This is a genomic window from Rhodococcus sp. P14 (assembly GCF_000256505.1).
Classification (GTDB): Bacteria; Actinomycetota; Actinomycetes; order Mycobacteriales; family Mycobacteriaceae; genus Rhodococcus; species Rhodococcus ruber.
Genome location: NZ_AJFC01000372.1, coordinates 1 through 24,860, shown reverse-complemented (window position 1 = coordinate 24,860; position 24,860 = coordinate 1). Strand labels below are relative to the sequence as shown.

General features: G+C 63.9%; 19 protein-coding genes and 2 pseudogenes. 18 read left to right on the top strand and 3 right to left on the bottom strand.

What is annotated here, in order from left to right; genetic code table 11:
• Positions 1–27 precede the first annotated feature (27 nt).
• Positions 28–207, bottom strand: coding sequence for a hypothetical protein (locus OEY_RS0126070; protein ID WP_029540249.1), 180 nt, complete (start codon positions 205–207; stop codon positions 28–30).
• 547 nt (positions 208–754) lie between these two features.
• On the opposite strand from OEY_RS0126070, the gene OEY_RS0126060 reads away from it, so the two are divergent.
• The 4 genes from OEY_RS0126060 (at position 755) to OEY_RS29240 (ending at position 4,262) form a co-directional block, all read left to right on the top strand.
• Positions 755–1,246, top strand: coding sequence for a hypothetical protein (locus OEY_RS0126060; protein ID WP_010596677.1), 492 nt, complete (start codon positions 755–757; stop codon positions 1,244–1,246).
• 284 nt (positions 1,247–1,530) lie between these two features.
• A complete protein-coding gene (locus OEY_RS0126055; RefSeq protein WP_029540247.1) occupies positions 1,531–2,586 on the top strand; it encodes a hypothetical protein in 1,056 nt (351 codons plus the stop codon).
• A gap of 461 nt (positions 2,587–3,047) precedes the next feature.
• Entirely contained in the window at positions 3,048–3,287 is a 240-nt protein-coding gene (locus OEY_RS0126050; protein ID WP_010596675.1) for a hypothetical protein, read from the top strand.
• Between the two features lie 231 nt (positions 3,288–3,518).
• Positions 3,519–4,262 (top strand): 8-oxoguanine DNA glycosylase OGG fold protein, encoded by a 744-nt coding sequence (locus OEY_RS29240; protein ID WP_010596674.1) that lies wholly within the window; start codon positions 3,519–3,521, stop codon positions 4,260–4,262.
• 185 nt (positions 4,263–4,447) lie between these two features.
• Here the strand turns inward: OEY_RS29240 and OEY_RS0126040 are convergent, their stop codons facing one another.
• Positions 4,448–5,713 carry a DUF6884 domain-containing protein gene (locus OEY_RS0126040; protein ID WP_029540246.1) on the bottom strand — a complete coding sequence of 422 codons (1,266 nt, stop codon included), beginning with the start codon at positions 5,711–5,713 and terminating at the stop codon, positions 4,448–4,450.
• 140 nt (positions 5,714–5,853) lie between these two features.
• Between OEY_RS0126040 and OEY_RS0126035 the strand changes: the two genes are divergently transcribed.
• The 6 genes from OEY_RS0126035 (at position 5,854) to OEY_RS0126010 (ending at position 9,468) form a co-directional block, all read left to right on the top strand.
• Positions 5,854–6,570 (top strand): excalibur calcium-binding domain-containing protein, encoded by a 717-nt coding sequence (locus OEY_RS0126035; protein WP_237713805.1) that lies wholly within the window; start codon positions 5,854–5,856, stop codon positions 6,568–6,570.
• A complete protein-coding gene (locus OEY_RS29235; RefSeq protein ID WP_010596671.1) occupies positions 6,567–6,758 on the top strand; it encodes a hypothetical protein in 192 nt (63 codons plus the stop codon). The genes OEY_RS0126035 and OEY_RS29235 overlap by 4 nt, the downstream gene beginning before the upstream one ends.
• Positions 6,759–6,872: 114 nt before the next feature.
• The gene (locus OEY_RS0126025; protein ID WP_010596670.1) at positions 6,873–7,433 is read left to right on the top strand and encodes a hypothetical protein; all 561 of its coding nucleotides are present in this window, start codon (positions 6,873–6,875) and stop codon (positions 7,431–7,433) included.
• A gap of 90 nt (positions 7,434–7,523) precedes the next feature.
• The gene (locus OEY_RS0126020) at positions 7,524–7,859 is read left to right on the top strand and encodes a hypothetical protein (RefSeq protein ID WP_010596669.1); all 336 of its coding nucleotides are present in this window, start codon (positions 7,524–7,526) and stop codon (positions 7,857–7,859) included.
• Positions 7,860–8,088: 229 nt separating this feature from the next.
• Positions 8,089–8,601, top strand: a complete 513-nt coding sequence (locus OEY_RS0126015) for a hypothetical protein (RefSeq protein ID WP_010596668.1) — start codon at positions 8,089–8,091, stop codon at positions 8,599–8,601.
• 204 nt (positions 8,602–8,805) lie between these two features.
• Positions 8,806–9,468: a hypothetical protein gene (locus tag OEY_RS0126010; protein WP_010596667.1), complete on the top strand. Its 663-nt coding sequence runs from the start codon at positions 8,806–8,808 to the stop codon at positions 9,466–9,468.
• Between the two features lie 679 nt (positions 9,469–10,147).
• On the opposite strand, the gene OEY_RS30690 is transcribed toward OEY_RS0126010, so the two are convergent.
• Complete coding sequence (locus tag OEY_RS30690) at positions 10,148–11,305, bottom strand: type II toxin-antitoxin system HicA family toxin (protein ID WP_157180033.1); 1,158 nt, start codon at positions 11,303–11,305, stop codon at positions 10,148–10,150.
• A 901-nt stretch (positions 11,306–12,206) separates the two neighbouring features.
• On the opposite strand from OEY_RS30690, the gene OEY_RS30125 reads away from it, so the two are divergent.
• The 8 genes and pseudogenes from OEY_RS30125 to OEY_RS29225 all read left to right on the top strand — a co-directional run bounded on the left by OEY_RS30125 (position 12,207) and on the right by OEY_RS29225 (position 24,848).
• Positions 12,207–15,176 (top strand): DUF499 domain-containing protein, encoded by a 2,970-nt coding sequence (locus OEY_RS30125; RefSeq protein WP_083847075.1) that lies wholly within the window; start codon positions 12,207–12,209, stop codon positions 15,174–15,176.
• Positions 15,173–15,586 (top strand): DUF7680 family protein, encoded by a 414-nt coding sequence (locus tag OEY_RS30685; RefSeq protein ID WP_157180032.1) that lies wholly within the window; start codon positions 15,173–15,175, stop codon positions 15,584–15,586. The genes OEY_RS30125 and OEY_RS30685 overlap by 4 nt, the downstream gene beginning before the upstream one ends.
• Positions 15,583–15,759 (top strand): annotated as a pseudogene (locus tag OEY_RS31550) (DUF1156 domain-containing protein); the annotation flags it as partial. The gene OEY_RS30685 and the pseudogene OEY_RS31550, both read left to right, overlap by 4 nt.
• A 24-nt stretch (positions 15,760–15,783) precedes the next feature.
• Positions 15,784–18,531 carry a DUF1156 domain-containing protein gene (locus OEY_RS30120; RefSeq protein ID WP_237713804.1) on the top strand — a complete coding sequence of 916 codons (2,748 nt, stop codon included), beginning with the start codon at positions 15,784–15,786 and terminating at the stop codon, positions 18,529–18,531.
• Positions 18,531–22,079 carry a DEAD/DEAH box helicase gene (locus tag OEY_RS30115; protein WP_083847071.1) on the top strand — a complete coding sequence of 1,183 codons (3,549 nt, stop codon included), beginning with the start codon at positions 18,531–18,533 and terminating at the stop codon, positions 22,077–22,079. Before OEY_RS30120 ends, OEY_RS30115 begins: the two co-directional genes overlap by 1 nt.
• 433 nt (positions 22,080–22,512) lie before the next feature.
• Positions 22,513–23,782: pseudogene (locus OEY_RS30110) on the top strand (IS1634 family transposase); the annotation flags it as partial.
• Positions 23,783–23,924: 142 nt separating this feature from the next.
• Positions 23,925–24,053 carry a hypothetical protein gene (locus OEY_RS31440; protein ID WP_010596662.1) on the top strand — a complete coding sequence of 43 codons (129 nt, stop codon included), beginning with the start codon at positions 23,925–23,927 and terminating at the stop codon, positions 24,051–24,053.
• A 174-nt stretch (positions 24,054–24,227) separates the two neighbouring features.
• Complete coding sequence (locus tag OEY_RS29225; RefSeq protein WP_157180030.1) at positions 24,228–24,848, top strand: tyrosine-type recombinase/integrase; 621 nt, start codon at positions 24,228–24,230, stop codon at positions 24,846–24,848.
• The last annotated feature ends 12 nt before the right edge of the window (positions 24,849–24,860 follow it).

Here is a 24,860-nt window from a genome sequence, read left to right as displayed (position 1 = left end):
CTGTCCGATCTGGACGGGATGGAGCAGTCAGTGGTGGATGCGGCGCAGTCGGTCGACGGTGTCCGGCCGGGGTGTGGCGATGGGAACATCGCCGCGGTATGGGTAGTGGACGATCGCGTTGCGCAGCTCCCGGAACGCGGCGAGGACCGGTTCGTAGCGACGGACGAGTGCGTCCCGACCACGGGTTGCGGCGAGGATCTCACCCATGGTCCGAACGTGTGCGGGCAACGCGTACTTGTTCCGCAGGTGCCTTCGATTTCGGTCCACAAATCGAGAAACTCACGGGCCGGGTCGCGGGAACTCGATGCGTCCATCCCCCATCGTGACCCGCCCGGCAGTTGCTCCATTTACTGCGCGGTGGGCAGCTGGTTGTGCTTCGCCACGGTGCACGGTCCGACCGGGTCCCCGACGTGATTGAGGGCGGGGCCGCGGCAATTGCCGGCGTGCATCCGGAAGCAACCGAACCTGTGGTGGACGTGGATTCCGTGTCGAGCTGGTCGAGTTCCTGGGGGCAGTACAAGCACCGTTTCGCCAGCTCATGCATCGCGTGCCGAGGTGAACGGAGACGCGGGAGTCGACGCCCATGAGGCTGACTTGACTCCAGGCACGTGAAACGCCTGCCCGCGCAGCCCCGAGATTCGGAACGGGGACGGTGGAGTCACGGGCCTAATCTGGTCCGGAAAGCGGGTTTCGGCAGCGACATACCACAGTCATCGATACCTTGGGCGAAGGACCGACACGCCCGGAGGTCGAGATGCCGAAAAGAGCCGCCAGTGGGCGCACGGTTGCACTCGAGGAAGCCATCGCTGACGCGGGCGACGAACGCTTTGCCACACTCGGTCTCCCGGACGAAATCGCGTCGGGTGAGTTCAGGTTCACCTTCATGTTCGACACCGGTGACGGCTTCTGCGCACAGGACATCACCTTCGCCTGGGACGGCGGTTCATGGGTCACCTGGTCCCAAGACATTTCCGAACACGAAGGTGACCTCTCTGCCGGCTCGAGCGCCCCCGCCTACGGCTGGGCCTGCTGGCGCAACGGAACCGATCTGCTCCTGGCCTACACCTGGCCCGAAGTCGGCATCGATGGGTGGGCGCACATTCCCGGTGGCGCGCCGGGCGACGACGACGAGGACCCAGAAGAAGCTTTGCACGAACCGCAGGCATGGGTCGAGCTGGCCAGAGCGATCGTCAGCGTCCTCTACGGCAGCGAATCACCCAGCCGGACCGGGCACACCTACGAATAGATCGGCCGGTCGCGACTGGACGCGGAGTCCCCGCCCCATCTCGCTGCACGACCACATTGTCGGCGTCGGCACCGGCAGGGGAATCCCGGTTTCGTCAGTGGTCTACGACACACTCGCGGTGCTTGAATGAAGAAGTTCTCTCCAGTAGCCGGGATCGGTGGCCGAGGTGGGCCGCCCTCCCGACAGTCCAGGAAGGACTACCGATGGCGCGTCGAGAGCGAACAGTTCCACAGCATGATCCGGCCACCTCCCTCAGGTTCACCACGAAGGTCGCGTCGTCTGGGGTGAGCAGCGCCGACACCGTCAGCTACCGGTATGTGGTCAAACATGCCGCCAGTGGGCGTTGGGAGTTGCGCATCTATCCGATGGACACCGACAGCGGAGCGCGGGTGCCCGAACTGTTCGCCTCGCATATCGCCACCCGCGACAGCCGGGCCGAATGCGTCGCCATCGCGCAGGCGTTCCACAACCTCGGTGACAGCTACAACGAGTTCGGACACGGCTATCACAGCCGATTCGACCATGCTCTCGCCGATGCCATCACCGGCTCGCCCGAGCGAATCTGCCCGCCGCCGGCCGGATCTGCCACGACCGTCACGCCGCGGACCCCCGCGGCGGCATCGGCGGCGACCCCCGCGCCCGGAACAGTCTCTGCGAACGACGCAGCAACCGGGCCACGGCGCGGTGGTGGGCACTCGACGTCGTCTTCGAGCAGCCGCTCCGCCGCTCCCGTAGCGCGGACCTCGGGGCAGGCTCGAACGCGCCAGGCACCGCGGCAGCCCGGCGGTCCTGTGCGCTCCGGTGACGGTCCGACCACCTCTCGACGGCGCGCTGCCGCGCACCTTCTCACCCGGCGGGTGTTCGTCGAGACCGGTGCCGGCCGCGTCCACACGCTTCCCAATTGCCGTTCGTCGAAACCGATCCACTACTGGTGCACGGCTGAGGAAGCCCACTACAGCCGGTTGACTCCCTGCCGGGCATGCGGGGAAGGCTTGGCGAGCATGCTGCGGGCAGTCCTGGGCTCGATACCCGACCACGAACGACGGAAACTTCCGCTGCCTCCGCTGAGTGGTTTCGGCGAGAAGGCGAAGCGGAAACGGACCAAGAGCCGACGGAACTCGCGCAACACGACTCGGGCCACCGACCGGGACGTCCAGCCCGGGCGGTGGACGACCCGCACCCCCTACGGGAGCCCGGCGCGCCTCGACGATCCGCGCTTTTCTCATCGCTCCCGCCTGGAGTGGGGCACGGCGTCCTACGGCCAGGACCCGGAGGAGTTTCTCGGCAGCCCCACCGACGACGACAACGAGTGGCGTGGCGGCAGCGCGTTCTACGAGTAGCGCCGCGACAGCAGACAATGGATGCCGACACAGCGGCACGCCCCGATGTCATGCGATCCACCAGGGCGTCACCGCTTCCAGGCCGATCAGCGATCGGCGTGTCCGGGTCGATCTCGCCGACAAAGATGAGCGGGCCGGACTGGGGTTGGGACGCGGTGCGGGTTGATGTCCTCAGGAAATGCCTGCGCCTGCCCCGCATTCGATTGCGCATCGCACGAGATCAGGGACAACCAGTCCCCAGAGTGCGTCCCGCCAGCCGAGACGGACACGGACGGAGAGTCATCGGCAAGCGGACTCTATCTCGGCTCACGGTCATTACCGGTTCGGTTACCGAACCGCGTTCGGGCTTTCGCGGCCCGACAACTGGGATGTGTTGTTGCGGAGCCAAGGCCCGCACAACGGTTAGGGTCCGGAGGACACGGTCACCGGGCAACCCGCGGCGCTCACCGGAAGGAACGCACATGTACGAGGTCAAGGCCACGCACCTCACCAATAGACGAGGCTTGGCCTGCGAGATCTACCCGGATGTGTTCGTCGTCCAGGGCGGCGCTGTGCTCTCGACGTATGCCGGTCCAGCCAACGGGTACTGCCCGTGCGATCCCCTGCCGCCAGATGTCGATGCCGTCTTCGAGATCGACGACGCGCAGCTCGGGCAGGCGGTCCATTGGGCAACCACGATCTATCGACCCCGGAAACGGTAACTCCCACATGGGAGGTCACCGCTCGCGCCGTCGACAGCTCCCCGGTTCCACCACGGCGGTGATCGGTGCGGCGACCAGGCCCAGTTGTGCACCAGGCTCGAAGACGTCCTGTGCACCGTTCGGCCCCGCCTCGCGGGACGGGGCCGTCGGTACGGTCGGATGGTGGATCGCGGTTCGTCGCCCCTCGTGTCGTGACCGGCACCGCGCGGCGGATCGGTGATGCTGACACCCATGGCACCCATCGCCCGGACCGACACCACCGTCCTTGCCCTTCCTGCGGACTGCCGACGGTGGCTGAGCACCACGGGCACCGACCGCCGGCACGCGGTGATCGAGCAGGCGATACCGGTGGATCTGCAGTGGTGGGACGACTCCGTGGCGACGTTCGGTGTTCCCGGCGGCCCCCTGCAGCGCGAAGGTGTCGGCGTCGGCAGGATCGAGCTGTCTCGCGGTCAGGTGTTCGCCGCAGCCGCGGACCTGTCCGAGCCGGCGGCGGTGTGGCGGTTGCTGTGGCTGTCCATGGCCTGGGGAACCGGATCGCGGCGCCGGCAGGTGCACCGCCGCATGCGCGCAGCGGCCGCCGACCCGCACCGGTACGTCGAGGCCCTGACAAACGCGACCGAACTCTCCCGCACCGATCCAGAGAAGGCCTATGCGCTGCTGTATCCGGGCGATCGCACCCTGATCCCGTTCCTCGGTCCGGCGTTCTTCACCAAGTTCTTGTACTTCGCCGGGGCCGGCGCCCCGACGCATCCGAGCCTGATCCTCGACAGCCGGGTGGCCACCGCCTTGCACCGGGCCGGTTGGACCTCGCTCGGCACCCGGGGTGGATGGCCGGCGGAAACCTACCGTCACTACACCGAGCTGCTAGCCCGCTGGGCGGACGAGTGCGCGCTCGAACAGCAAGGATCAGGGACCGATGTGCTCGAGCGCTGGTTGTTCGACCACGGCGCGACCCGGCGCAGCGCCCGCTGATGCCCGGCCCCCAAGGAGAAGCGGGACAGCCGCCCGGGCGATCCGGGCCGGTGATCGTTACCGGTCGGGCCGCTCTCCCAGCGCGCCGGATGTTCCCGTAGCGGAGGGTCGGTGGGCCGGGAGGGTGCCGGGCCGCCGTGGGTCGGATGCCTCGGTGCCGCGGCGCCCGCGTCGGGAGCCTGGCGTCACCGGTGGGGACGGCGGAGTTCGGTCAGTCGGGACCGAACCGGTGTCGCGGCCATGCCCTGCAGGTTCAGCGGCGGATCGAGGGTCGCCAGCACCTCGCTCTCGAGTAGTCCGAGGGTGTCGGCGTCCTCGGAGGCGAGGGCCACCACCGTCAGGTGCTGGGTCATCCATGCGGTGAGGGCGTCCTCGTCGATGGTCGCGCTGCCGTCGGCGTGGGCGAGAACCGCGCCGAGGGTGCGCCGGAAGGTGGAGAACTCGTGCCTGCCACCCAGGTGCATCCCGGCGATGCGCGACCACAACGTGTTGGTCGACCGTTTCCCGCTCGGCCAGCGCGTCGCACCGGCCAGGCCCGCGTAGATCAGCCCCGGTGCGACGGGTATCCCGAGTCCCGCGGTGAGATCCGCCGCGCCGGACGCGTCGACCCACCAGCTGTACAGACCCGGTGTCCTCCACCCCTCGCCGGCGGAGGCGAGGAACTCGGCCGGGGTGAGCGCACGCGAGGGGTCGCGCAGCAGGGCGACGACCGAGGCGGTGTCCGCCTGGGCGGACTCGCTCTGCGATTGCTGGACAGCGGGCGCTGCGGGGGCGGCACCGTGCGCGGCGTACCACCCGAGCCGCTGCCCCATGCTCAAGCCGTCGAGGGGCGTGACCACGGCGGCACCTTTGGCCGTCAGATGGGGTGCGATCGCCTGCACATAGGGCGCTCCGGCGTGGATCTCGACGACCGTGCCTGACAGCGGCCCGGCCAGCAGGTCCAGGCGCTCGGACACCCACCGTCCCCAGGCGGCGCGATAGGCGGCGGGGGTGTCCGGCAGGTACCGCTCGTAGGGGGCGAGCCACTCCTCCGGTGCCACCAGCCCGTGCTCGGCGGAAAGGATGAACCACGGCAGATCCCGGCTCTCGGCGTAGGCCCGCTGCCGGATGAACAACGGCGAGACGTACAGATCCTTCGCCGCCGCCGGAACGTCACGCTTCGATTTGACGCACGTGACGAGCAGCAGATCGGCCGGGCCGGCGCCGCCGGGGGCCTGCGCGGCGGTCTCCGTGATCTCCACCGAGCCGACCCGTTCGGTTGTGCCGGCACGGTCCTCGCCCTCGGGCACGCGCACGAACGTGACCTCGTGTCCCATCCGGAGGTCGGCGAGGGCGAAGCCGGCCGAGCGCCAGGCGTGCACATGCGGGCGGTCCCCGGACCACCAGGCGCGGTGCTTCGACGCCGACGGCGGCAGCCCCCCGACGAGGGTGTCGAGGTCCTGCCAGCTCACCCGAACCGACGGGCCAGCCGCCTCGAGTCGGTCGATCAGAGAATCCCACTGTGCCACAGCGCCAATGTCTATCATCCCGCGCCGCACCGGCCTGCGGCCGTCGGTGTGCCCGCGCTCGGTGTCCGGTCCGTCTGGTAGTGATGAGCGCCATGAAGAAGATGCTCATGGTCTGCGCCGGTACCGGTGCGCTCGCCTTAAGTTCGGGTGCGGTCGCGGTCGCCCAGCCGGCTCCGGTGCTGCCCACCGCCGTGGTGACCGCTGTGGTCGACGGTGACACCGTGCAGGTCACCGACGCCGTCCGGGGCACCGTCACCGTCCGCATCCTGGGCATCGACACCCCGGAAACGAAGAAACCCGGCCACACCGTGGGGTGCTGGGGCCCGGAGGCCACGGCGTTCGCCACGCACGCGTTGCTGAACCAGCCCGTGGCCCTGATCGCCGATCCCACCCAAGCCACCGTCGACGCGTACGGCCGCACCCTGGCGTATGTGGTCAAGCCCGACGGCTGGAACTACAGCGTCGAGGCCGCCCGCGCCGGGGTCGCCAAGTCCTACGTCTTCGACCACACCCCGGTGCAGCAGTATCCGGCGATCGTCGCCGCCGAGGACCAGGCCCGCACCAGCGGCACCGGCCTGTGGGGACCGCCGTGCCACGGCGCCACCGACTCCGTGCCCCTCACCCCGGTGCCGGCCCCGGCACCGGCGCCGCAGACCGCGCCTGCTCCCCCGGCAGACTCGGAGGTGTACTACAAGAACTGCTCGCAGGCCCGCGCCGCGGGCGCGGCACCGCTGTACCGAGGCGACCCCGGCTACGCCGCGCATCTGGACCGCGACAACGACGGCATCGCCTGCGAATGACCGGAACCAGGACGGCACCGAACGATCGGCTCGGACGGCTGGATGCGGAACTGACCCTGCTCGCCGAGATCCGTCGCCGGTTGCGCCGCAGCGAAGGCGCCGCCTTCCGCATCCCGACCCGGGTCGTCGACGCGGTGCTCGACGAGCGTCACCGCATCGCCCAGCCCGAATCTGGCCGACGGGACTGAACGTTCGGCCCGGCCTCGGTAGCGGGACCGCCACTCGGCGACGCGTCTCGTGGCCACCGCCGACCCGATGCCCTACCCGATGTCCCCATCCCTCCTGCCCGAAAGGTGAGCGCCGTGGCCTCCCGTGTGTATCCGTCCGCGACCGAGGACAACTACCTGCGATTGAAGGAGCGCTACGACCTGGATCTGGCCGTGGGCGTGGCCCGCGACTACCTCGAAGCCGCGATCGCGCAGCCCCGCGACACTGTCGTCACGCACTGGTCGATCAGTTGCCTGCCGTCGACCGGAGGCGGCGGGCGTCTGTTCACCGTCAACGTCGGCGCGCTCGAGGGCGCCTACCTGTGGGTCCTGCGGGAACGCTCGGTGGTCACCGGATACGGCGTCACAGTGTTCGTCGACCGCGCCGCCTTGGAGCACGACTGCGGAAACTCCCTGGCCGAGCTGGATCACCGCTTCGGTGACGACGTCCTCCTGGAGGTAGCCGAGCACACGAAGTTCGCCGGCCGCGCCGTCAGCCTCACCAGCGAGGTTCTCGGTCCACAGATCGCACTTCCGGAGGGCCTGCGGTGGAGACGCGCGGCAGCGTCCCTCGCCGAGCAGCTGATGTCCGAAAGCACCTGCGTCTATGCGCAGTACCACAACCGGTGGCTGGCCGACCGCGTCCTCAACGGCTGAAGACACTGCCGATCGGAGGTGGACGGCGCCGATACGAAAAAACAGATACCGATCAGAGTGAAGACCGCGGGAACGAGGACGGGAGCGGACATGTACGGAGCGTGGCGGAGCCGGGAGCACTTCTCGGTGGCCGGGGCGGCGCCGATGTACACGTCGGTGAACGTGCACGTCCTCGCCGAAGCCGCCCGCGCCGCCGTCGGGCCGGGACGCGGCCCGGCGCCGGTGCTCGCCGAACTCTTCGGCGACGGCGGGTGGCGGCTGGTGTACTTCGCCGAGCTGTCGCGGCTGCGGCCGATCACCCGGGCACAAGGACGCAAGTACGAAGGAGTCCGTGCCGGAGTGATCCGGTGGTCGTCGACGATGCGGGCGGTGCCACCGGCCTCGGAAACCGCAGTGGTCACCCGCGATCTCGACGCCTCGATGTAGCAGGGTACGACGCCGGACACCGCTCGACGCATGCTTCCGGCCCCGGTCGCCGGCGACGAGGACACCGCGGCGACGAGAGCCGAGTTCGGTCGCACCAGGTGTCCGGACCCTGTGCGAGACTGCGCACGTCGAGGAAGCGGAGTGTGGTCCTGCCGCGGCGCAGACGGTGTGGGCCCGGTTCGGCCGGTGCCGCACCCGGGGCGGGAGAAGGGCAAGGAAGACGGTGGCGATGACGGCGGACACGGCACGGGGGCAGTCGGTCTGGAACGGGCGGGACTGGTACGTCAGCTTCGGGGAGGCCAACAAGTCCCGGGATTGGGACGACGCCCGGCGCTACGGTTTCGTCTCCGCCGGGGGCCGCAAGTGGTATTCCGACAGCCTCCAGCAGGTCCCGGTCGGCGGCCGGGTCTTCGCCTACATTCCCAAGGTCGGTTACGTCGGCGTCGGCACGGTCACCGCGCCGGCGACGCCCGCCGACCACGCCGTCCTCACCGTCGACGGACGCCCCGTGGCGTTCCGCAGCCTCGAGCTGGTCGGCCCGTACGGGCGCGAGGTGCCCGATCCGGACCCGGACGAGGACTACCGGGAATGGATCCTCCCCGTCGTCTGGGAGCACACCGTCGACCGCGCTCAGGCCCTGCGCATGCCGGGTCTGTTCGCCAACCAGAACTCCGCCTGCCGACTGCGCGATCAGTTCACCATCGACGAGGTCACGGCGTTCTTCGCCGCCGGCGACCGATAGCAGCCCTTCGCACGGTGGGGCTCGCCCTCGAACCGAATTCGGCCAGGGGCGGTCCCTGTCCGGGCCGGGTCACCTTTCCGGACTGTGCTCGTCGCTTTACTCACCCTGCTTGGTGGTGGTCGGCGCACCCGGTTCGGGCCGCCGATCAGCAGACCGATCCCGACTGGGGTCGAGGCCCCGCTGCGTGGTCCTACGATCGGGGATGTGTCGATCCCTCCCGGCAACGCCGGCTCCTTCCCGCGCACGCCCGAGGATGCGCCGAACGACAAGGCCGACATCCTCGCCCGCACCGTCGCCGCGATCACGGCCGGTGAGATCGACCGGGCCCGCCTGATTCTCCGGGCGGAGTATCCGTTCACCCCGGTGACGAAGGCGGCGCGCCGATACACCGAGCGGCAGAGTCTGCGCATCTTCTACCGGGACGGGTTCCTCGACCGCTACTCCGGGGCACAGCTGGTGCATCCGGGGGCGCTGCGGGCGTTGTCGCTGATCGCGCCGGAGGAATTCCCCTTCGATCCGCACTGGGCGACCTCGCAGTCGCACTTCGCGTTCTGGGAACTGTTTCCCACCATCGACCATCTGATGCCGGTCGCCCGCGGCGGTGCGGACGAGGCGGCGAACTGGGTGAGCACCTCGATGCTGCACAACTCCGCCAAGGCGCACTGGACGCTCGACGAGCTCGGCTGGACCCTCGCACCGCCCGGGGACCATACCCGTTGGGACGGGCTGGCCGGATGGTTCGTCGACCACCTCCGGACCCACCGCGAACTGCTGGCCGACACGTACCTGGCTCGGTGGTTCCGCGCGACCGTCGACGTGCGTGCCGAGCTGACCGGAACCTCTGGGCAGGCGGGCGTCCCGAACTGATTTCGGCGACGACGACGCCGGCATCGACGTCGAACGCCTGAGGTCCCACGCTCAGAATCTGCTCGACCCGCACCGGCGGTGCTGGTCGAAGCGCAGGGCGCAGTACATCTTCGACCCCTACGGGTCCGACTCCTCATCCGAGGCGACCAGCTTCCTCGCAGACCTGCTCACCGTCATCGAAGTATGATCGGGCGAATTCTGGCGTCCAATGTGCGCCGCCGCATAACCCCGGAATGTAACCCGATGAGGCTGACCGACCCGAGTCCGCGGCCTGATACCTGCACCGGATCCCCAGCGCGGTCGGCGCCAGGGCGGCCATCGACCAGACAGCAACGTTGTCCGCCGCTACCCTGCTATCGGGGTCCGGCCGTTCCCGTCTCCGGGAGCGGATCGTTTCTCTCATCCGATCTGCTTCCTCGGGAAGTTCGTTCCGCTCCGATAGCCGAGAGCAACGCGCCGCCTCGACCTTGGGGTCGGAACTCGACGTAGATCCCACCGCCCATACGGTGTCGATACGGCCGGCGACCCGACGGGTTCTCGAGGCAGGCAGACGTACCAGATGCGTCCCGGCAGTTGCGAATCCGACGTTGATAACGCCAATCTCGGGGCCAACGGCACCCCGACCGTGGGCAGGAAACCTCCCTTCGCTCACCTGGTCGAAACCGTTCCAGATACTCGATCAACAACCCAAGTATTCGAGCATGGTCCCGATGTCGTCGAATTCAAGGGCGCGTGCGATGGATCGCAACACCACCGGGGACAGGTCCTTCTTGCCAGCGGGCACGGTCAAGGGGGGACAACCGACCGCTTTGAGCCGAATATGGCTGCCCTTGCCCGCTCCCTTGACCCGGTCGTAGCCATACTCGGTGCGAAGAGCTTTGAGTAGCCGCTGTGTCGACGTCGGTCGATACAGAGGGAATGTCGGCAACTTCGGAAGCTGGCCTGTCCGCACAACAGTCCAAATCTCTGACCGGATGTCGAACATAGACTCGGTCATGTTCGGCGCAAACCTCCACCGGTTTACTTGAGTGGCACCAATGGTGGCGGTGGCCACCTGCTCTTCGAGTTTGTGCAACCCACCTTCGAACGCTTCTTTCGTCCGATAACGTGTGGCGTCGCGATACCCTGGAGGATCTAGCGGGAATCGCCATTGCAGATAGTCCCGCGTGGCATCGAAGATCTGCCGCTGCACGGCGGCGCGATATGGGTCGTCGCTCAACCGTGAGTAACTGTATGCGTTCGCTAACGCTTCCTCTAATAGACCGATGGACGCGCTGATCGACCCGGCGCGGGCTGGTCGGTAGACCTGAGTGTAATACGGCTGGTAGCGCGGGACCCCATCAACGATCCAAGCACGAATGGCGAAAGACTCGATACGGTGATGGAACGCTTCGTGCAGGTACAGCGTGAAGAACGCAGCCCGCACCAACTCTGTTTGCAGGGTCTGCAGGCTGCTGATCGATACCGATGAAGTCGACAGCCACCGAGCGATGTCTGCAGCGATCTCTCGAAGACAGTCTTCGAGAATGAATATCCCCCAACCGATCCCGTAGAAATGTATCGGTTGGTACCAGGCGCAGATATCGGGACGCCGCTTGCGTGCCTCGACCCGAGACGGTCCCTTCGGGGGGCCGGCGCCGATCCGCTCACGTATCAGCTCGGTGAGGGCCCAGTCGTTCTGATCCCATTCCCCGTCCCGATCGAGTAGGCGCTGCCAATCGATGCGGTACAGATCTTGCTTCTGTGGGTCTGCCGAGGGCCATGGTGACTGTCCTGGTCCTCGCAACATTTTGGCCTGAGCAAGGTGATCGACGAGTCCATCTACAGTCATCGGCATGATCTGCAAGATAAGACACCGAGTTTAGTCTTGCAGGAGTTCGTCGTCACTAGACTCAATCTTTCGCGCGGATCACGTGCCGACGATACAGACGATACAACAGCGTCATCACGGATAGTGCGCCCGAACCAGATTGCCATGTCCGCTTTCACTCTCGCCCTGAGAAACCCAACTTCATGTCTGGAAGGCTCGTCTCCGGCGTCTAATCCGAGTCACGGTGTCATATAGGCCTGACCCGAACGTCTCGCATTGCTCAAGGACCCGATGCGGCAATGACGGTCCGGCTGGCCGCCCGAGGAGCGAAGTGCATGCTCGGCGTGTACGCAAGGCACGCATCACCGACGCCTTCGACGGACGATGCCGTTCTTCGTGATGCAAGCATCAGGAAGAACCCTTTGGCCGGAGGCGGGATAGCCGTCTGGAGATCCCCTGATGCAGGACCGTATCGAGTACCCGGGCGCAGTCCTCGACGCAACGGCCTGCGGACCGCCGTCTTGGCCGACCGATCCCATCAGCTGGCCCTGATGGTCGGCAGCGACGGACGGACGCACATTACCGGTGGCACGCCGGGTGACGACGACGGGCGTCAGCGTTCTCCATGGACAGCGAATCACCCAGCCGGACCGGACACCTCTACCAATAGGTCCGCCGGTGGCGACTGGATGCCGAACCGAAAACCAGCTTCGCTCCCGACTCCCCGATCCGAACCTGGACCGAGTACCCGCGTTACCCCGTCAAGGTTGCCTGACGAGCCACTAGCGTCGCCCTGCCATCCGCTATCGCGATCTCCACTCCGCCTTGGCAGAAGGGTGGTGACCGAGGGGCAACTTGAGCCGAGACGTACGATCTGGCAGATAGGATTAACCTTCGATCCCCATCGTACAAATAGGAGAACCGCCGCATGACGTTACGAAGCGTGCTCAGCCCACGCAGGGACGTACTGGCAGGCGAGCTCACGGAGAGTCGGTTTGCTGCCGGACTTGAGGATGTAGTGGCGGGGCGCGCTGCCGACACATACGCCGATCCTTCGACATTCTTTGAGCGCACTCACCCAAGCGACGGCCTTCGGACACTGCTCAACCAGGCTTTGGGGCGCCTATTTGGTACCCGCCCGGATGCCGCATCCGTTCTCCGGTTGGAGACAGCTTTCGGCGGAGGGAAGACGCACAACCTGATAGCGCTCTACCACGCCGCGCATTCCGGCATTCCGGCCGATCTCGTGCCTTCTTTTATGGATCCCGCAATCCTCGAAGGCGGGGCGCCTCCAACGGTCGCGGCGTTTGTCGGCACGACTGTGGGCGCCACGACGTTCCCCAAGATTGCTGGTGTAGCAGCTAACACACCGTGGGGATACTTGGCCCTGCAGATCGCCGGTACGGCAGGTTACGAGGTCGTACGCCAGGACGACGAGAGGTTGAGCGCGCCCGGAAGTGACCAGTTGAAGCGCGTCTTTGGCGACCAACCTGTTCTTATCCTGATCGATGAGATCGCCCGCTACTTGTCAGCCGCCGGCGCCCGAAGAGTTGGCGACAGCACGCTTGCCAAGCAAACGGTGTCGTTCCTAATGGCGTTGCTTGAGGCCGCGGACAGTAGCGAGCGTGTTGTTGTCGTAATCACGACTGCCGGTGAAACAGACGCATTTGCCGGAGACACCGAAGTCGTAACAGCTGCACTAAAGGAGGTGTCAAGCCTCCTAGCGCGGAAGGAGCTGGTGCTGCGCGCCAGTGGGGAGGCGGACCTTCCCCGGATTCTCGCTCGAAGGCTGTTCGAGACAGATGCAGCGACGCTGCCCGAACGCGCTACAGTCGCGCGGAAGTACGCTGATGCCGCGGACGCTGCCCATTCCTCTGGCCTCGACTTACCTACCGACATGCTGGGTGCCGGGTTCGCCAAGGAAATTGAGGCAACCTACCCATTTCATCCGGAGCTGATCGCCGTCCTAGACAAGCGACTCTCCACCATCCCTAACTTCCAGCGCACTCGGGGGGCCTTGCGACTACTTGCGCGGGCCGTACGACGGATCTGGGAGAGCAGTCAAGAACTCGATCTCATCCACTTGCATCACATCGATCTCTCCGATCAGATGCTGGCCGAGGAACTCTCAAGCCGCATCGATCGGCCCCTCTACGAACCGGTAATCCGAGCCGACATCGCCCAACAACTTGGCGGTACACCAAGTCATGCGGACGAGGTCGATGCGCGTATGGGGACGCCGTATGGTCGTCGACTGGCCACCGCCGCATACCTATTCAGCCTGACACGGGACGTTCCAGGCGTGGCAGCGAGTGTCCTGTATGGAGCGGTATTCGAACCCGGTGACGATCCCAATCTAATAGTAAAGGCGCTCGACAGCCTTGAGAACACTTGCTGGTACCTACACTCGGACCTCCGCGGCTACAGGTTTTCAACTGAGGCGAGCCTCGTCCGCCTCATCCAGGAAACGGAGGAGAAGGTCTCAGGTGGGAAGGTGCGCGAGCGCGCCACCAAAATCCTGTCCGAGCAATACAAAGACTCCGCACTAAAGGTCCGGAGAGCATGGGAGGACGCGAAGGTCCCTGACAACAGTGAGGATGCCTACCTCATTGTCTACCACTGGGACGACTTCGGTGACGCTAAGGGAGTTGACCCGTCTGCTGGAGCGCCGCAAAAGGTCGTAGAGACATATGAAAAGGCCCCCAGCGGCGGAGTGCGTGAGTTCCGCAACCGATTGATCTTTCTCGCTCCGAATGCCGACGGTCACGAGGCCATGCTGAAGGCCGTTCGCCGCCTCTTAGCACTGGAGCACCTCAGGGCGACACCAGAACTACTGGCAAGCCTCGGAGACGACAAACGTGCAGACGTCGCGAGACAATCCTCGGAAGCGCTCGGCTTAGCTCGCGTCGCGGTGTGTAACCACGTCAACGTCATGTATGTCCCTAGCAAGGACGGACTGGAGATCGTGGTGTTGACGACCATCACGTCCGCAAGTCTATTGCCAAACCAAACCGATGCTGTCTTGACGAGCCTCGATGCCATGGACAAAACGTTGACTGCCGGAAGCAAGCCCCTTGATCCCGCTTGGGTGCGTAGCAAGCTCGGTGCCCAGTTCGACAATCCGCAGCCAACCATGGAGCTCGCACGGGCATTCGCCCGCCGCCCCGACCTTAAACTCGTGCTTGACCGCCAACAGCTCGTCAATCTTCTCCTCGCCGGGGTTCGCAACGGGGTCTGGGAGTACCAAGCGCCGGATGGCGGCGTGGCGGGTTGGGTCACTAAGACACGTCCCGGCCCGACCCCACGACTCGGCGAGGACGCTTTGATGCACCCTCCTGGGTCGGCTCCTGAGTTGGGAACCGAGCCGTGCCCACTGTGCGGCAAGGTTCACGATGGTAGTTGCTCAGATCCCGCTGGCGATGACGGTGGCGAGCGAAAGGCGAGCGAATTCAACGGAAGTGGCGCTGCTGGCCCGGCGCTAATAAGCGCCCGTCAAGGGGCCACAGACAGTGGACGCAAGTTGGCGCGGCGTCTGCGTGTCACTGTGTCAACGGTCGGAGACAGCGCCGGCAAGGAACTGCAGCGCTTGCTCACCCTGCCAGCTTCGGCCGGGTCGAAGGCCACAATTCTCTACCAGGTGGACGCACGGGTTCAGTTTGATGATCCAAGCCACACATGCCACGTTGAGTTCATCGGGATGCCCGCCGAGTATAGCCCTCTACGTGAGCCGCTCCGCACGGTATTGGCCCGCAAGGCCAGTCTGGCCGCCAGTGTCTCGATTACGTGGCCAGACTCCGTTGAGATCCAAGGGCCGGAGATCGCTGCGATTGTTTCTGCAGCCCAATCAACAGGGCCCACCAAGTGCGACGTGCAACTCATTACAGAGGATGATGCATGACGCGCAGCGAGAACTACATTTGCCAGATTGACCGCGACGATGACGGGCGAGTCATAGCCCTGATTGTGATTTCGACGGACCTGGACGGGACAGAACGTCAGGTGCGCGTTAATGGCTACCGGGCGATCCATGTCGCCGCCAGTCTCCAGGACGTGCTTCAGACCGCAAAGTTGCGCGGACGTGAGCTAACGAGTTCCAAACCGATCCCGCTTAGCCCTCAAATTGGAGTTCACGTCGAGCTCATCCTACGTGCCGTCAAGCCGATCAAGCGAGTCGATCGAATTACGGCAGTGGCTGAGGGCGTCGCCGGAATGAGTCGGGAGGAAGCCGCCTACTGGCACGCCCAGATCAATCGTCGGAATGGCTTACGGGCCTTGCGATTGCTGCTCGCAGAAGGGAACAAACGGTGACATTGCCAAGTCTTATCGACCAATGGTTTCCCGCCCAGCAGATCGGTGCCGAAAGCCTTAGAGAACGCGGGAGTGCCAAGGCGTTCCCACCGGTGAATTTCCTTCACATATGGTGGGCGCGACGACCACTATCTGCGAGTCGCGCTGCCACCTTAGGTGCGCTCTTGCCGGCGTGGCCGTCCCGACCTCGTGAGAAAATGACACTCGACGAATTGCGGATGCTCGATGGCCTCTCCAAACATTTTGATTCCGAGTCTGCTTACCACCTGTGGTTCTTGAAATTGGTGGGGATCCCACCGGGCAAGGATCCGGCAGCAGCGCGGGCCCAAATTGCGAAGGCTGTGGCAGCCGGCGAACGAACCAAGGGCAACGCATACGGTTACGACAGGGCTTTCACGTCGTCACCCAGTTCCGCCGACGTGGCGTTGTTCCGGGAACTCGCGGCGTTGCGATCGGGCGCAGATGCAGGCCGCAGTCCTGTTGTCTTTGACCCCTTCGCCGGAGGCGGCAGCATCCCGTTCGAAGCAATGCGCCTCGGTTGTGACGTTGTGGCAAACGAATTGAATCCGGTCGCTAGTGCCGTCCTTCAAGGGACGCTAGGAGTCGTACATGACTTCGGACCCGAACTTGCCGAGGACATTCGCCAATGGGGTGGCGTTTGGAGCCGACGGGTGCAAGATCAATTGCATCACTACTTCCCGACCCAGGATAGAGAGACGGTGGCTTCCTATGTCTGGGCCTTTGCTGTTCCTTGCCCAGTAACTGGACGCCCCACCCCTTTGGCGCCCAACTTCTGGCTCGCCCAGGTATCCGACCCTGAAAAGCAGGTGGCAGTACGCCTGAAGTTAAATGAGGCCCATAGCACTATTCAGCCGGACATAGTTATGGGTGCGGAGGCCGAAGCTTACGGCAATCAGGCCACATACAAGGGTGGCGTAGGACAAAGTGTTTGGTCACAAGGAACGACTTTCTCGGGGGACTACATTCGCGAGCAGGCGCAGCAGGGTAATGGAACATACATATTGCTGGCCGTTGTTCAGACACCACCAAATGGCGTTGGCAGAACGTTCCGAGCCCCCAAAGCGGCGGACCTCGCGGCGGTGGAGAGCGCCACAAAGGAGCTTGAGCGGCGTAGGCCAACGTGGGAGGTAGCAGATCTTCTGCCTGACGAGGTGATTGGCCGTGGGCAGGAAACCGCACGTATGGCAGACCTCGGTGTAATCCGATGGAGTGACGCCTTCATGTCACGGCAGTTGCTCGCGAACGTAACAGTCCTAGAACAGCTTGTGGGGCTGCAGCCGGAACTGCTTGCTGCTCTTGGCGAAGAGCGGGGAAAGGCGGTCGCACTGCATTTGGCCTATGCGCTTGATCGGTGTTTGGACTACAACAGCCGATACTCCTTTTGGGACAAGAACTTCGTAAAGCTCCAACACACATTCGACAGGCACGATTTTGCGTTCTCATGGACATGTGCTGAGTTCGAAGCATCACGAGCGCTGGTCCCATGGGCTGTGGAGAACGCGGCTAAGAACCACGTCAACCTGAGCCGGCTGGTGCACGGAGGTGCGTCAACTCTCGACGGTGACGAACCAGCGCAGCTTGGTCGTCCTCTCGTACTTCGAGGGTCGGCGACAGATGTGCGAGTCGCAGACAACACGGTCGACGGCGTGATCACAGACCCCCCATACTACGACAACGTGATGTATGCGGAGTTGAGTGACTTCTTCTATGTTTGGCTCAAGCGGTCTCTCCGCAATCTCTGGCCGGAGTTTTGTGATCTCGTGATCACAGACAAGGAGGCCGAGGCAGTCGCCAATTCCTCGCTCTTCCAGGAGGTCGCGACACACAATGGTCGGGGCAAGCGTCAAGAGGGTGCCCGGACGGCCAGCGAACTAGCAGGTGCCCGCTACGAGGAGCTCCTGACTCGATCGTTCCGCGAAGCACACCGCGTGCTTAAAGATCGTGGCGTTCTAAATGTCATGTTCACACACAAGCGCGTAGACGCCTGGGACACCCTCGGTGCAGCGTTGCTCAATTCTGGGTTTGCGATTGCCTCATCGTGGCCGATTGCAACAGAGTCTGAAAATTCGCTTCACCAAGCTAAAAAGAATTCGGCTCAATCCACGATCTTACTCAACTGCCACAAGCGGGGAAACGTAACGGCCGCCTACTGGGCTGACATTCGGCGAGACGTGGAAAAGGCCGCGGTGGAGGCCGTAAAGCGGTTCTCGGGACACGGTCTACGCGGTGTCGATCTCACGCTCGCAACCTATGGGCCCGTTCTTGGCGTGCTGTCACAGCACTGGCCCGTCTATACGGGAGACCTAGACGATAAGGGTGAGCCTGAAGTACTACGTCCGGACGTGGCACTCGACCTTGCCCGAGAGAAGGTCGCGGCACTGAAGAAGCGTGGCCTCCTCGGGGGTAAGGAAGTGGAGTTTGACCGTGTGACCGATTGGTGGCTACTTGCATGGTCCGACTTTCAGGCCGCTGAATTCCCGGCCGGAGAGGCACTCAAACTGTCGCTAGCGACGCACTTGGACTTAGATGCATTGAGCAAGACATACAAGCTTGTCAAGACTGCCTCTGGTAAGGCGACGCTGTTGACACCAGCTCAACGCCGTACCGCGAAGCGCCTTGATGTCGAAGCTGGAGGTTTCGCTTCAATGGTTGATGCCCTGCACGCGCTGATGCTCGTATATGAGGAGGACGGTGCTCGGGCGGCACAGACTTGGATGACAAGCCGCAATCTCATCGACGACACTCGATTCAAGGAGTTAGTGCGAGCCGCAATTAACGCAGTCCCGCGCCGTAAGCAGAAGGGTGCCTTCGTTCGCCCGGAGGCAAGGGTGCTCGACTCTCTTCGTGCTTCCTTCTTTGAAGACATCCCGGTGCCCCCTGACCCCGACACCTTCACTGCTACCTCCGACCCCGTACTGTTCTAATGTCAGTTGAGTTGATTCCCAGCCTACGCACGCTTGATCTTCCGCCCGGCTACGACAGCGGCGATGACGTACTCAATGCCTTCTATGTTCCCGCATTGCAGCGAGCCGCGACGTATGCACGATCAGTGGGATACTTCCGCTCTTCATCTCTGTCCGTGGCGGCTCGCGGACTTTCCCGGTTCGTAAACCACGGTGGCACGTTGCGACTTCTCTGTGGTGCGGAACTGCGCGGGGAAGACGCCGAGGCACTACAGGGAAAAACGACGTTGGACGGGCCCTTCGCTGAACGGCTCGCCGGTGGCCTAGTTACCTCAAGCGAAATCGACCGACGGCGTATCGAAGTGCTGGCATGGCTGGTCAGGGAAGGGCGCCTTGAAGTCAGGGTGGCTATCCCAGTGGACGATGACGGAAACCCGCTGCCGGGGCAGGGAGGTAACCCATACTTCCACGAAAAGATTGGTGTGTTGCGAGATGCCAACGGCGACGCTGTCGCGTTCCAGGGCAGCGTGAACGAGTCTGCTACGGCTTGGACTCGGAACTTTGAGTCATTCAGCGTGTACAGCAGTTGGGATGGCACCGCAGGTCATTTTGCATTCTGGGCCAGTCGTTTTGAGCAGCGTTGGAATGGAAACGTCCCAGGCTTCAGGGTGTACCCGTTACCCCAGGCCGCCGAGCTGGCGTTACTTGGGCGCGCGCCCGAGACGGCCCCCGGTGAACGCGACCCGGAAGAGCCGCCACCCGTAGGCGAACCCAGCGTGGTCGCCAAGTTCCTGCAACTCGCGCCTCGATTGCCCTGGGCGACCGACCTAGCGGAGGCGACGAGTAGCGTGCGATTGTTTCCACATCAACGACAGAATGTTGCTCGGCTTGCTGGGATGTACCCACGGTCATGGCTTGTCGCCGACGAGGTGGGACTAGGCAAGACTGTAAGCGCAGGAATGAGCCTCAGGCGCCTCCTGCTAAATGGCGAGGTATCCAAGGCATTGGTGCTTGCCCCCGCAAACGTATGCCGCCAATGGCAAGATGAGCTCTTCGAAAAATTTTCCCTCTGGGTGCCACGTCTCGATCAGGGCAAAATTTACGGAGTCCACCCTAATGATGTCCGCCCTGCCGGCTCGAATCCGTATGCTGAGCATTCACTTCTTCTGGCCTCAAGTCACTTAGCACGTCGGCCAGATCAGCAGAAGCTACTCCTATCTGCAGCTCCGTATGATCTATTGATCGTTGACGAGGCTCACCACGCGAGACGGCAGCACGGTCAGGAGGACCGGTATCGTCCCAGCCGACTACTGGAGTTGCTCGACGCGGTTAACCGCCAGAATGCAGCGCGAGCCATATGGCTGCTGACTGCTACGCCACTTCAGACAGCGGCCGTAGAGCTCGTCGACCTCCTCCGCCAGACTGGACTGGCTGGCCCTTTGGCTGAGGAATACCCGTTCGTTCGGTTCTATAGGGAGCTCGGGAAGGCAGATGATCGACAAATAGCCTGGACGTGGCTCGCCGAACAAATACGGGCCACGCCAGAAATGCCACGAACAGGAGCTGAGGATGCACTTGCCACAGATATCCAGCGGCGTCTAGGGCCTGTCAATGCAGAAATTGTCTTCAGGTTTGGTCGCGATGAGGTTCGTCCGGACCAAAGGGCCAAAGAACTAGGGCCCGACGGCCGTGAGGCGCTCAAGGACTGGCTTCGCGCCCTGGGACCGGTCGGACAATATGTGACGCGGCACAGTCGCGCCACCTTGAAAGCATATCGACGGCACGGACTGATCAGCGAGAACCTTGCTGAGCGGGATGTGAGGCCCTACGTAGTCGACCTGGAGCCGGATGAACAGAAACTATACGACGATCTAGAGGGGCTCATCGACCGGCTTCTTGAGGCGCACGGCAAGCGGCGCGGCGCCGGTTTCGTGCTAACAGTCTACCGCCGACGACTGACAAGTAGCTGGGCTGCCATTCACAAGACACTGCTCAAGCGACTTGTCAACGAGGAGACCTTACTGGACCAATCGCTTCTCGAGGAGGACGGTTCAGATGAGCTTGACGACGAAGACCTCGGTGGAGTAAAGGACACGGATGCAGTCCCCCTCACTGCGGCCGACCTTGAACAGATGCGTGCCTACGCCGAGCGCATCTCACAGGTGCACGACGACAAGTTCATGGCACTGGAACGCCACCTGGATGAGGCGCGCGGGGATGGCCATAGTGTCATCGTGTTCACTCAATTCACGGACACGCTCGACGCGCTCCGTGAACGCCTGCACCATCGTTATCGCAGTCAGCTCGCCACTTTCACCGGGGATGGCGGCCGTATGTTCCACGAACATGAGGGCTGGGTGGGAATCAGCAAAAGGGACCTAGTCGAAGCCGTCAAGGCGCGAATCGTCACTGTCTTGTTGGCCACTGACGCCGCAAGTGAGGGCCTCAACTTGCAGGCGTGCAGTTATCTCATTAACTACGACATGCCGTGGAACCCAATGCGGGTTGAACAGCGCATCGGCCGTGTCGATCGACTGGGACAGGTTCGCGGCACTGTGATTGTCCGCAACTTCTTCATCGAGGGAACCGTCGAGGAAGAGGTGTACCAGGCGCTGGCATCGCGCATTGATCTATTCAGCGGCATTGTGGGTGGGCTACAACCGATTCTAGGCGCAGTCGAGGGTGCGTTTCGTAACGTTTTCAGATCGCCTGCTAGTGAACGGGCTCAGGCGCGGCGGGCCGGTGTCCAGACGATCGTGGCGCTCGCAGAGTCTAATCCCGGGAAAGACTTGCCGTTTGGGACGGATGAAGCCCCCCTGCCGATTCCGGATTTAGTACCCAGCCCAGTCACCTTACAGGATTTGCAGGAAGTCATTATAGGTAGACTAGGAGTGGTTCTTGATCAAATTGACAGTCCGGTTACGACGGATCCGAACCGTGTGAGTCGCGACCCGGAGTCGTGGGTAGCGTTGGCGACGTATGGGCACCCTCGCCTTGATGCTGCGATCGCAAGCCGATCACAAGCCCTAACCTCAGCAGCTGTTGTATTCCTGGAGGACAGTGACAAGGGGCCGGCGGTTGCGGTGCGTAGTGATACTGTGCCACCCCGTCCCGCACGTGCATTGGCTGATATCGACTCATTAGGACGGTCTGTTAGTCGTAGCGAGGCTGAGACAACCGCAGAAACACTGTTAAGACGAGCGAGAACAGCACGGCAGGTCCGTTATGACGCCGTGGGGCAGCGAAACCGGAACGATGCAATTTCCAAATTGAAGCACAGGTTCGCGGATCTTGTGAAGGCAATCATGGCCGACGCGGCGGCCGCGGGGCGCGGTGCGGGCACGACTTCAGAGCCCGGTTTGCTTTGGCTCGACCTGAAGAGGGAGCCAGGGGCCCTGCGGTACATCGACGCTTTCCGACAGCGTCTCCGCATGGAGGCAGGGCCGTTCCTACGTCCCGACGGCGATGGAGAGCGCCAGATTGCCCAGGATGAGTGGCTCCGCCGCAAATACGAATATGGCGAACAGCTCAAAGCGCTGGCTACTGAGATCCAGCGGCTTGGCATTTGAAGGCGGTAGAGGGCCTATTGAGGTACCCCGTTGATGAGGCTCAGCGAAGTTGGATCTGGCGCACTTTCCGTGAAGCCTCTGCCACGCTTCACTATTCGACCTGAGTTAGGACATTACTGGCGGGTAGAACACCTGCCAAGGCTTCCACCTGGGCATTCACGACGTCGACGAAGCGGATCGGGACACTAAGCAGGTAGCTTCGGGCCGTGGCATTCGTGCGGAAAGTGCGCACCGCATCCGGGGCGGTAGCGGTGCAGGTCGTGCGCAAACACCGCGGCCGGCACGAGATCCTCGCTCACGTCGGGTCCGCGCATACCGACCCGAGTTGGCTCACGATTTCGAGGTGAAAGACTACTCACGTCTGTGACCTGCTGGTTCTCGTCGCGATCGGCCTGATTTCACGCACTAACAGCGCGGGTTTTAGGCTCGGCGAGTGGCGTTCGTCAGGAAGGTGCGCACCAAGTCCGGGGCCACAGCCGTGCAGATCGCCCGATACGTGGGCGGCCGGCAGGAGATCGTCAAACACATCGGCTCCGCCCACACCGACCTCGAACTCGGAATGCTCCTCGAATGAGCCCGGGCCTGGCTCGAACCCGATCAACAGGCCCTCGACCTGGGCGTCACTCCGCAGGTTCCAATCGAAAAGCCCCTGGTCACCGGGCAGAGTGCACTGCTCGAGCCGGCACCCGGACCCGCGCAGGTCGATGCGCCAGGACGCACCGAATCGACCGGATCGGTGCTGCTGCGCCAGGTGCTGACCGAGGTGTACGAGCAGCTCGGCTTCGGGATCGTCGACGATGCGGTGTTCCGCGATCTGGTGGTTGCTCGGATCGTCGAACCCGGTTCGAAACTCGACGCCGGCCGGGTCCTGCAGGATCTCGGCGCCGACCCGCCGAGCTACGCCACGATCAAACGGCACATGAAGCAGGTCATCACCGGCGCGTACCGCGACAGAATCGCCGAGCAGTGCTTCGCCCACGCCACCGAAACGGGCGGTCTGAGCCTGTTGTTGTACGACGTGACGACCCTGTACTTCGAGGCCGAAAAGGAAGACGACCTGCGGAAAGTCGGGTACTCGAAGGAACGCCGGGTAGACCCGCAGATCGTCGTGGGGTTGCTGGTGGACCGCACCGGTTTCCCGCTCGAGATCGGATGCTACGAAGGCAACTCGGCCGAAACCCACACGATCGTGCCGATCGTGCGGCAGTTCCAAGCCCGCCACGATCTGGAGGGGGTCGAGATGGTCGTGGCCGCGGACGCCGGGATGCTGTCCGCGGCGAATCTGGCGGCGTTGGACCGGGCCGGGCTGAAGTTCATCGTCGGCTCGCGCGTCACGAAGGCACCCGGTGATCTTGCCTCGCATTTCCATTGGAACGGAAACGTTTTCAAGGACGGTCAGATCATCTTTCGCGTTCACGCCGCGGCACGGCCGCTCGATAGTGAACAACACCCGCAAACGCGCCGAACCCGTCTGGAACGAGACCGAGCATCCGAATGCGTGGCGGGCGGTGTGGCAGTACTCGCGCAGCCGCGCCGCTCGTGACGAGAAGACCCTCAACGCGCAGGAAGCCCGCGCCCGGGCGGTGGTCGACGGAGACATCACCCCGAAATCCACGCGGTTCGTGACGGTGACCGCGAAGGGCCGGCGGCTGGACACGGCGTCGCTCGAGCGGGCGCGGATGCTCGTGGGATTGAAGGGTTATGACGATGTCGGGGGTATGCCGACGTCAGCCAATCGTTGCTGGTGACGGCCTCGTCGCCGGTTGATTGTTCGGCATAATCACCGAGTGCCGAGTCAGGCGTGATGCTGGTTTTCCCTGGTGACGAAGGGAAGGAAACCCAGCCATGTCCACGACCGACGACCACGTCCGCTGGATCACGATCGACAACGCGATCGAGGACTTCGACCGATACCTGATCACGGGCAAGAACGCCTCCGCGATGACCCGTCAGTGCTATATCCGGCACGCTTGAGCATTCCTCGACACCGTCACGAGGCCGTCGGGCACGCTCGACCTCGACGCAGTGTCGGGTCCGCAGGTCCGGTCCTATGTTACAGACCTGAGCAGGCGATACTCCCCGCAGTCGTGCAAACTCAAAGCCACTGTGCTGCGGTGCTTCCTGCGATTCGCGTGGATGTCCGGGCGGATGAGATCGGATCTGGCGGGCGCGGTCGGCACGGTGATCACCCATCGGTCCGGCAAGATCCCGAAGGCGCTGCACCCGGACGAACTGGCACGCCTGTTGGCGACGCCGGATCGGCGGACGCTAGGCGGAGCCCGCGACTATGCCCTGCTGATCCTGATGTCCCGCCTCGGACTACGCGCCGGCGAAGCCGGAGGCCTACGCCTCGACGACATCGACTGGGCACACGCCCACCTGAAAGTGCGGGTCAAAGGCGGCAACGTCCTCGAGCTGCCCATCCCCGGCGATGTCGGTTCTGCTCTGGTGGAGTACCTGCATCGGCGTCCGGCCTCGGCACCTCACCGTGAGGTGTTCCTCACGAACTACGGCACTCCCGTACCGATGACCCGCGGCGCAGTCACTGCCGCGGTCGCCCGCAACGCCCGAACGGCAGGACTGGGAACGATCTACGCACATCGGTTGCGACACAGTGCTGCTCGCGCCGTGCTGGTCGGTGGCGGCACGCTCACCGAGGTCGGTGAGCTACTCGGGCACGGCTCACGGCAGGTCACCATGACGTACTCGTCGTTCGACCTGACCTCGCTGCGTCCCCTCGCCCACCCGTGGCCGGTCAGGGGGCAGTGATGCCCGACTGGG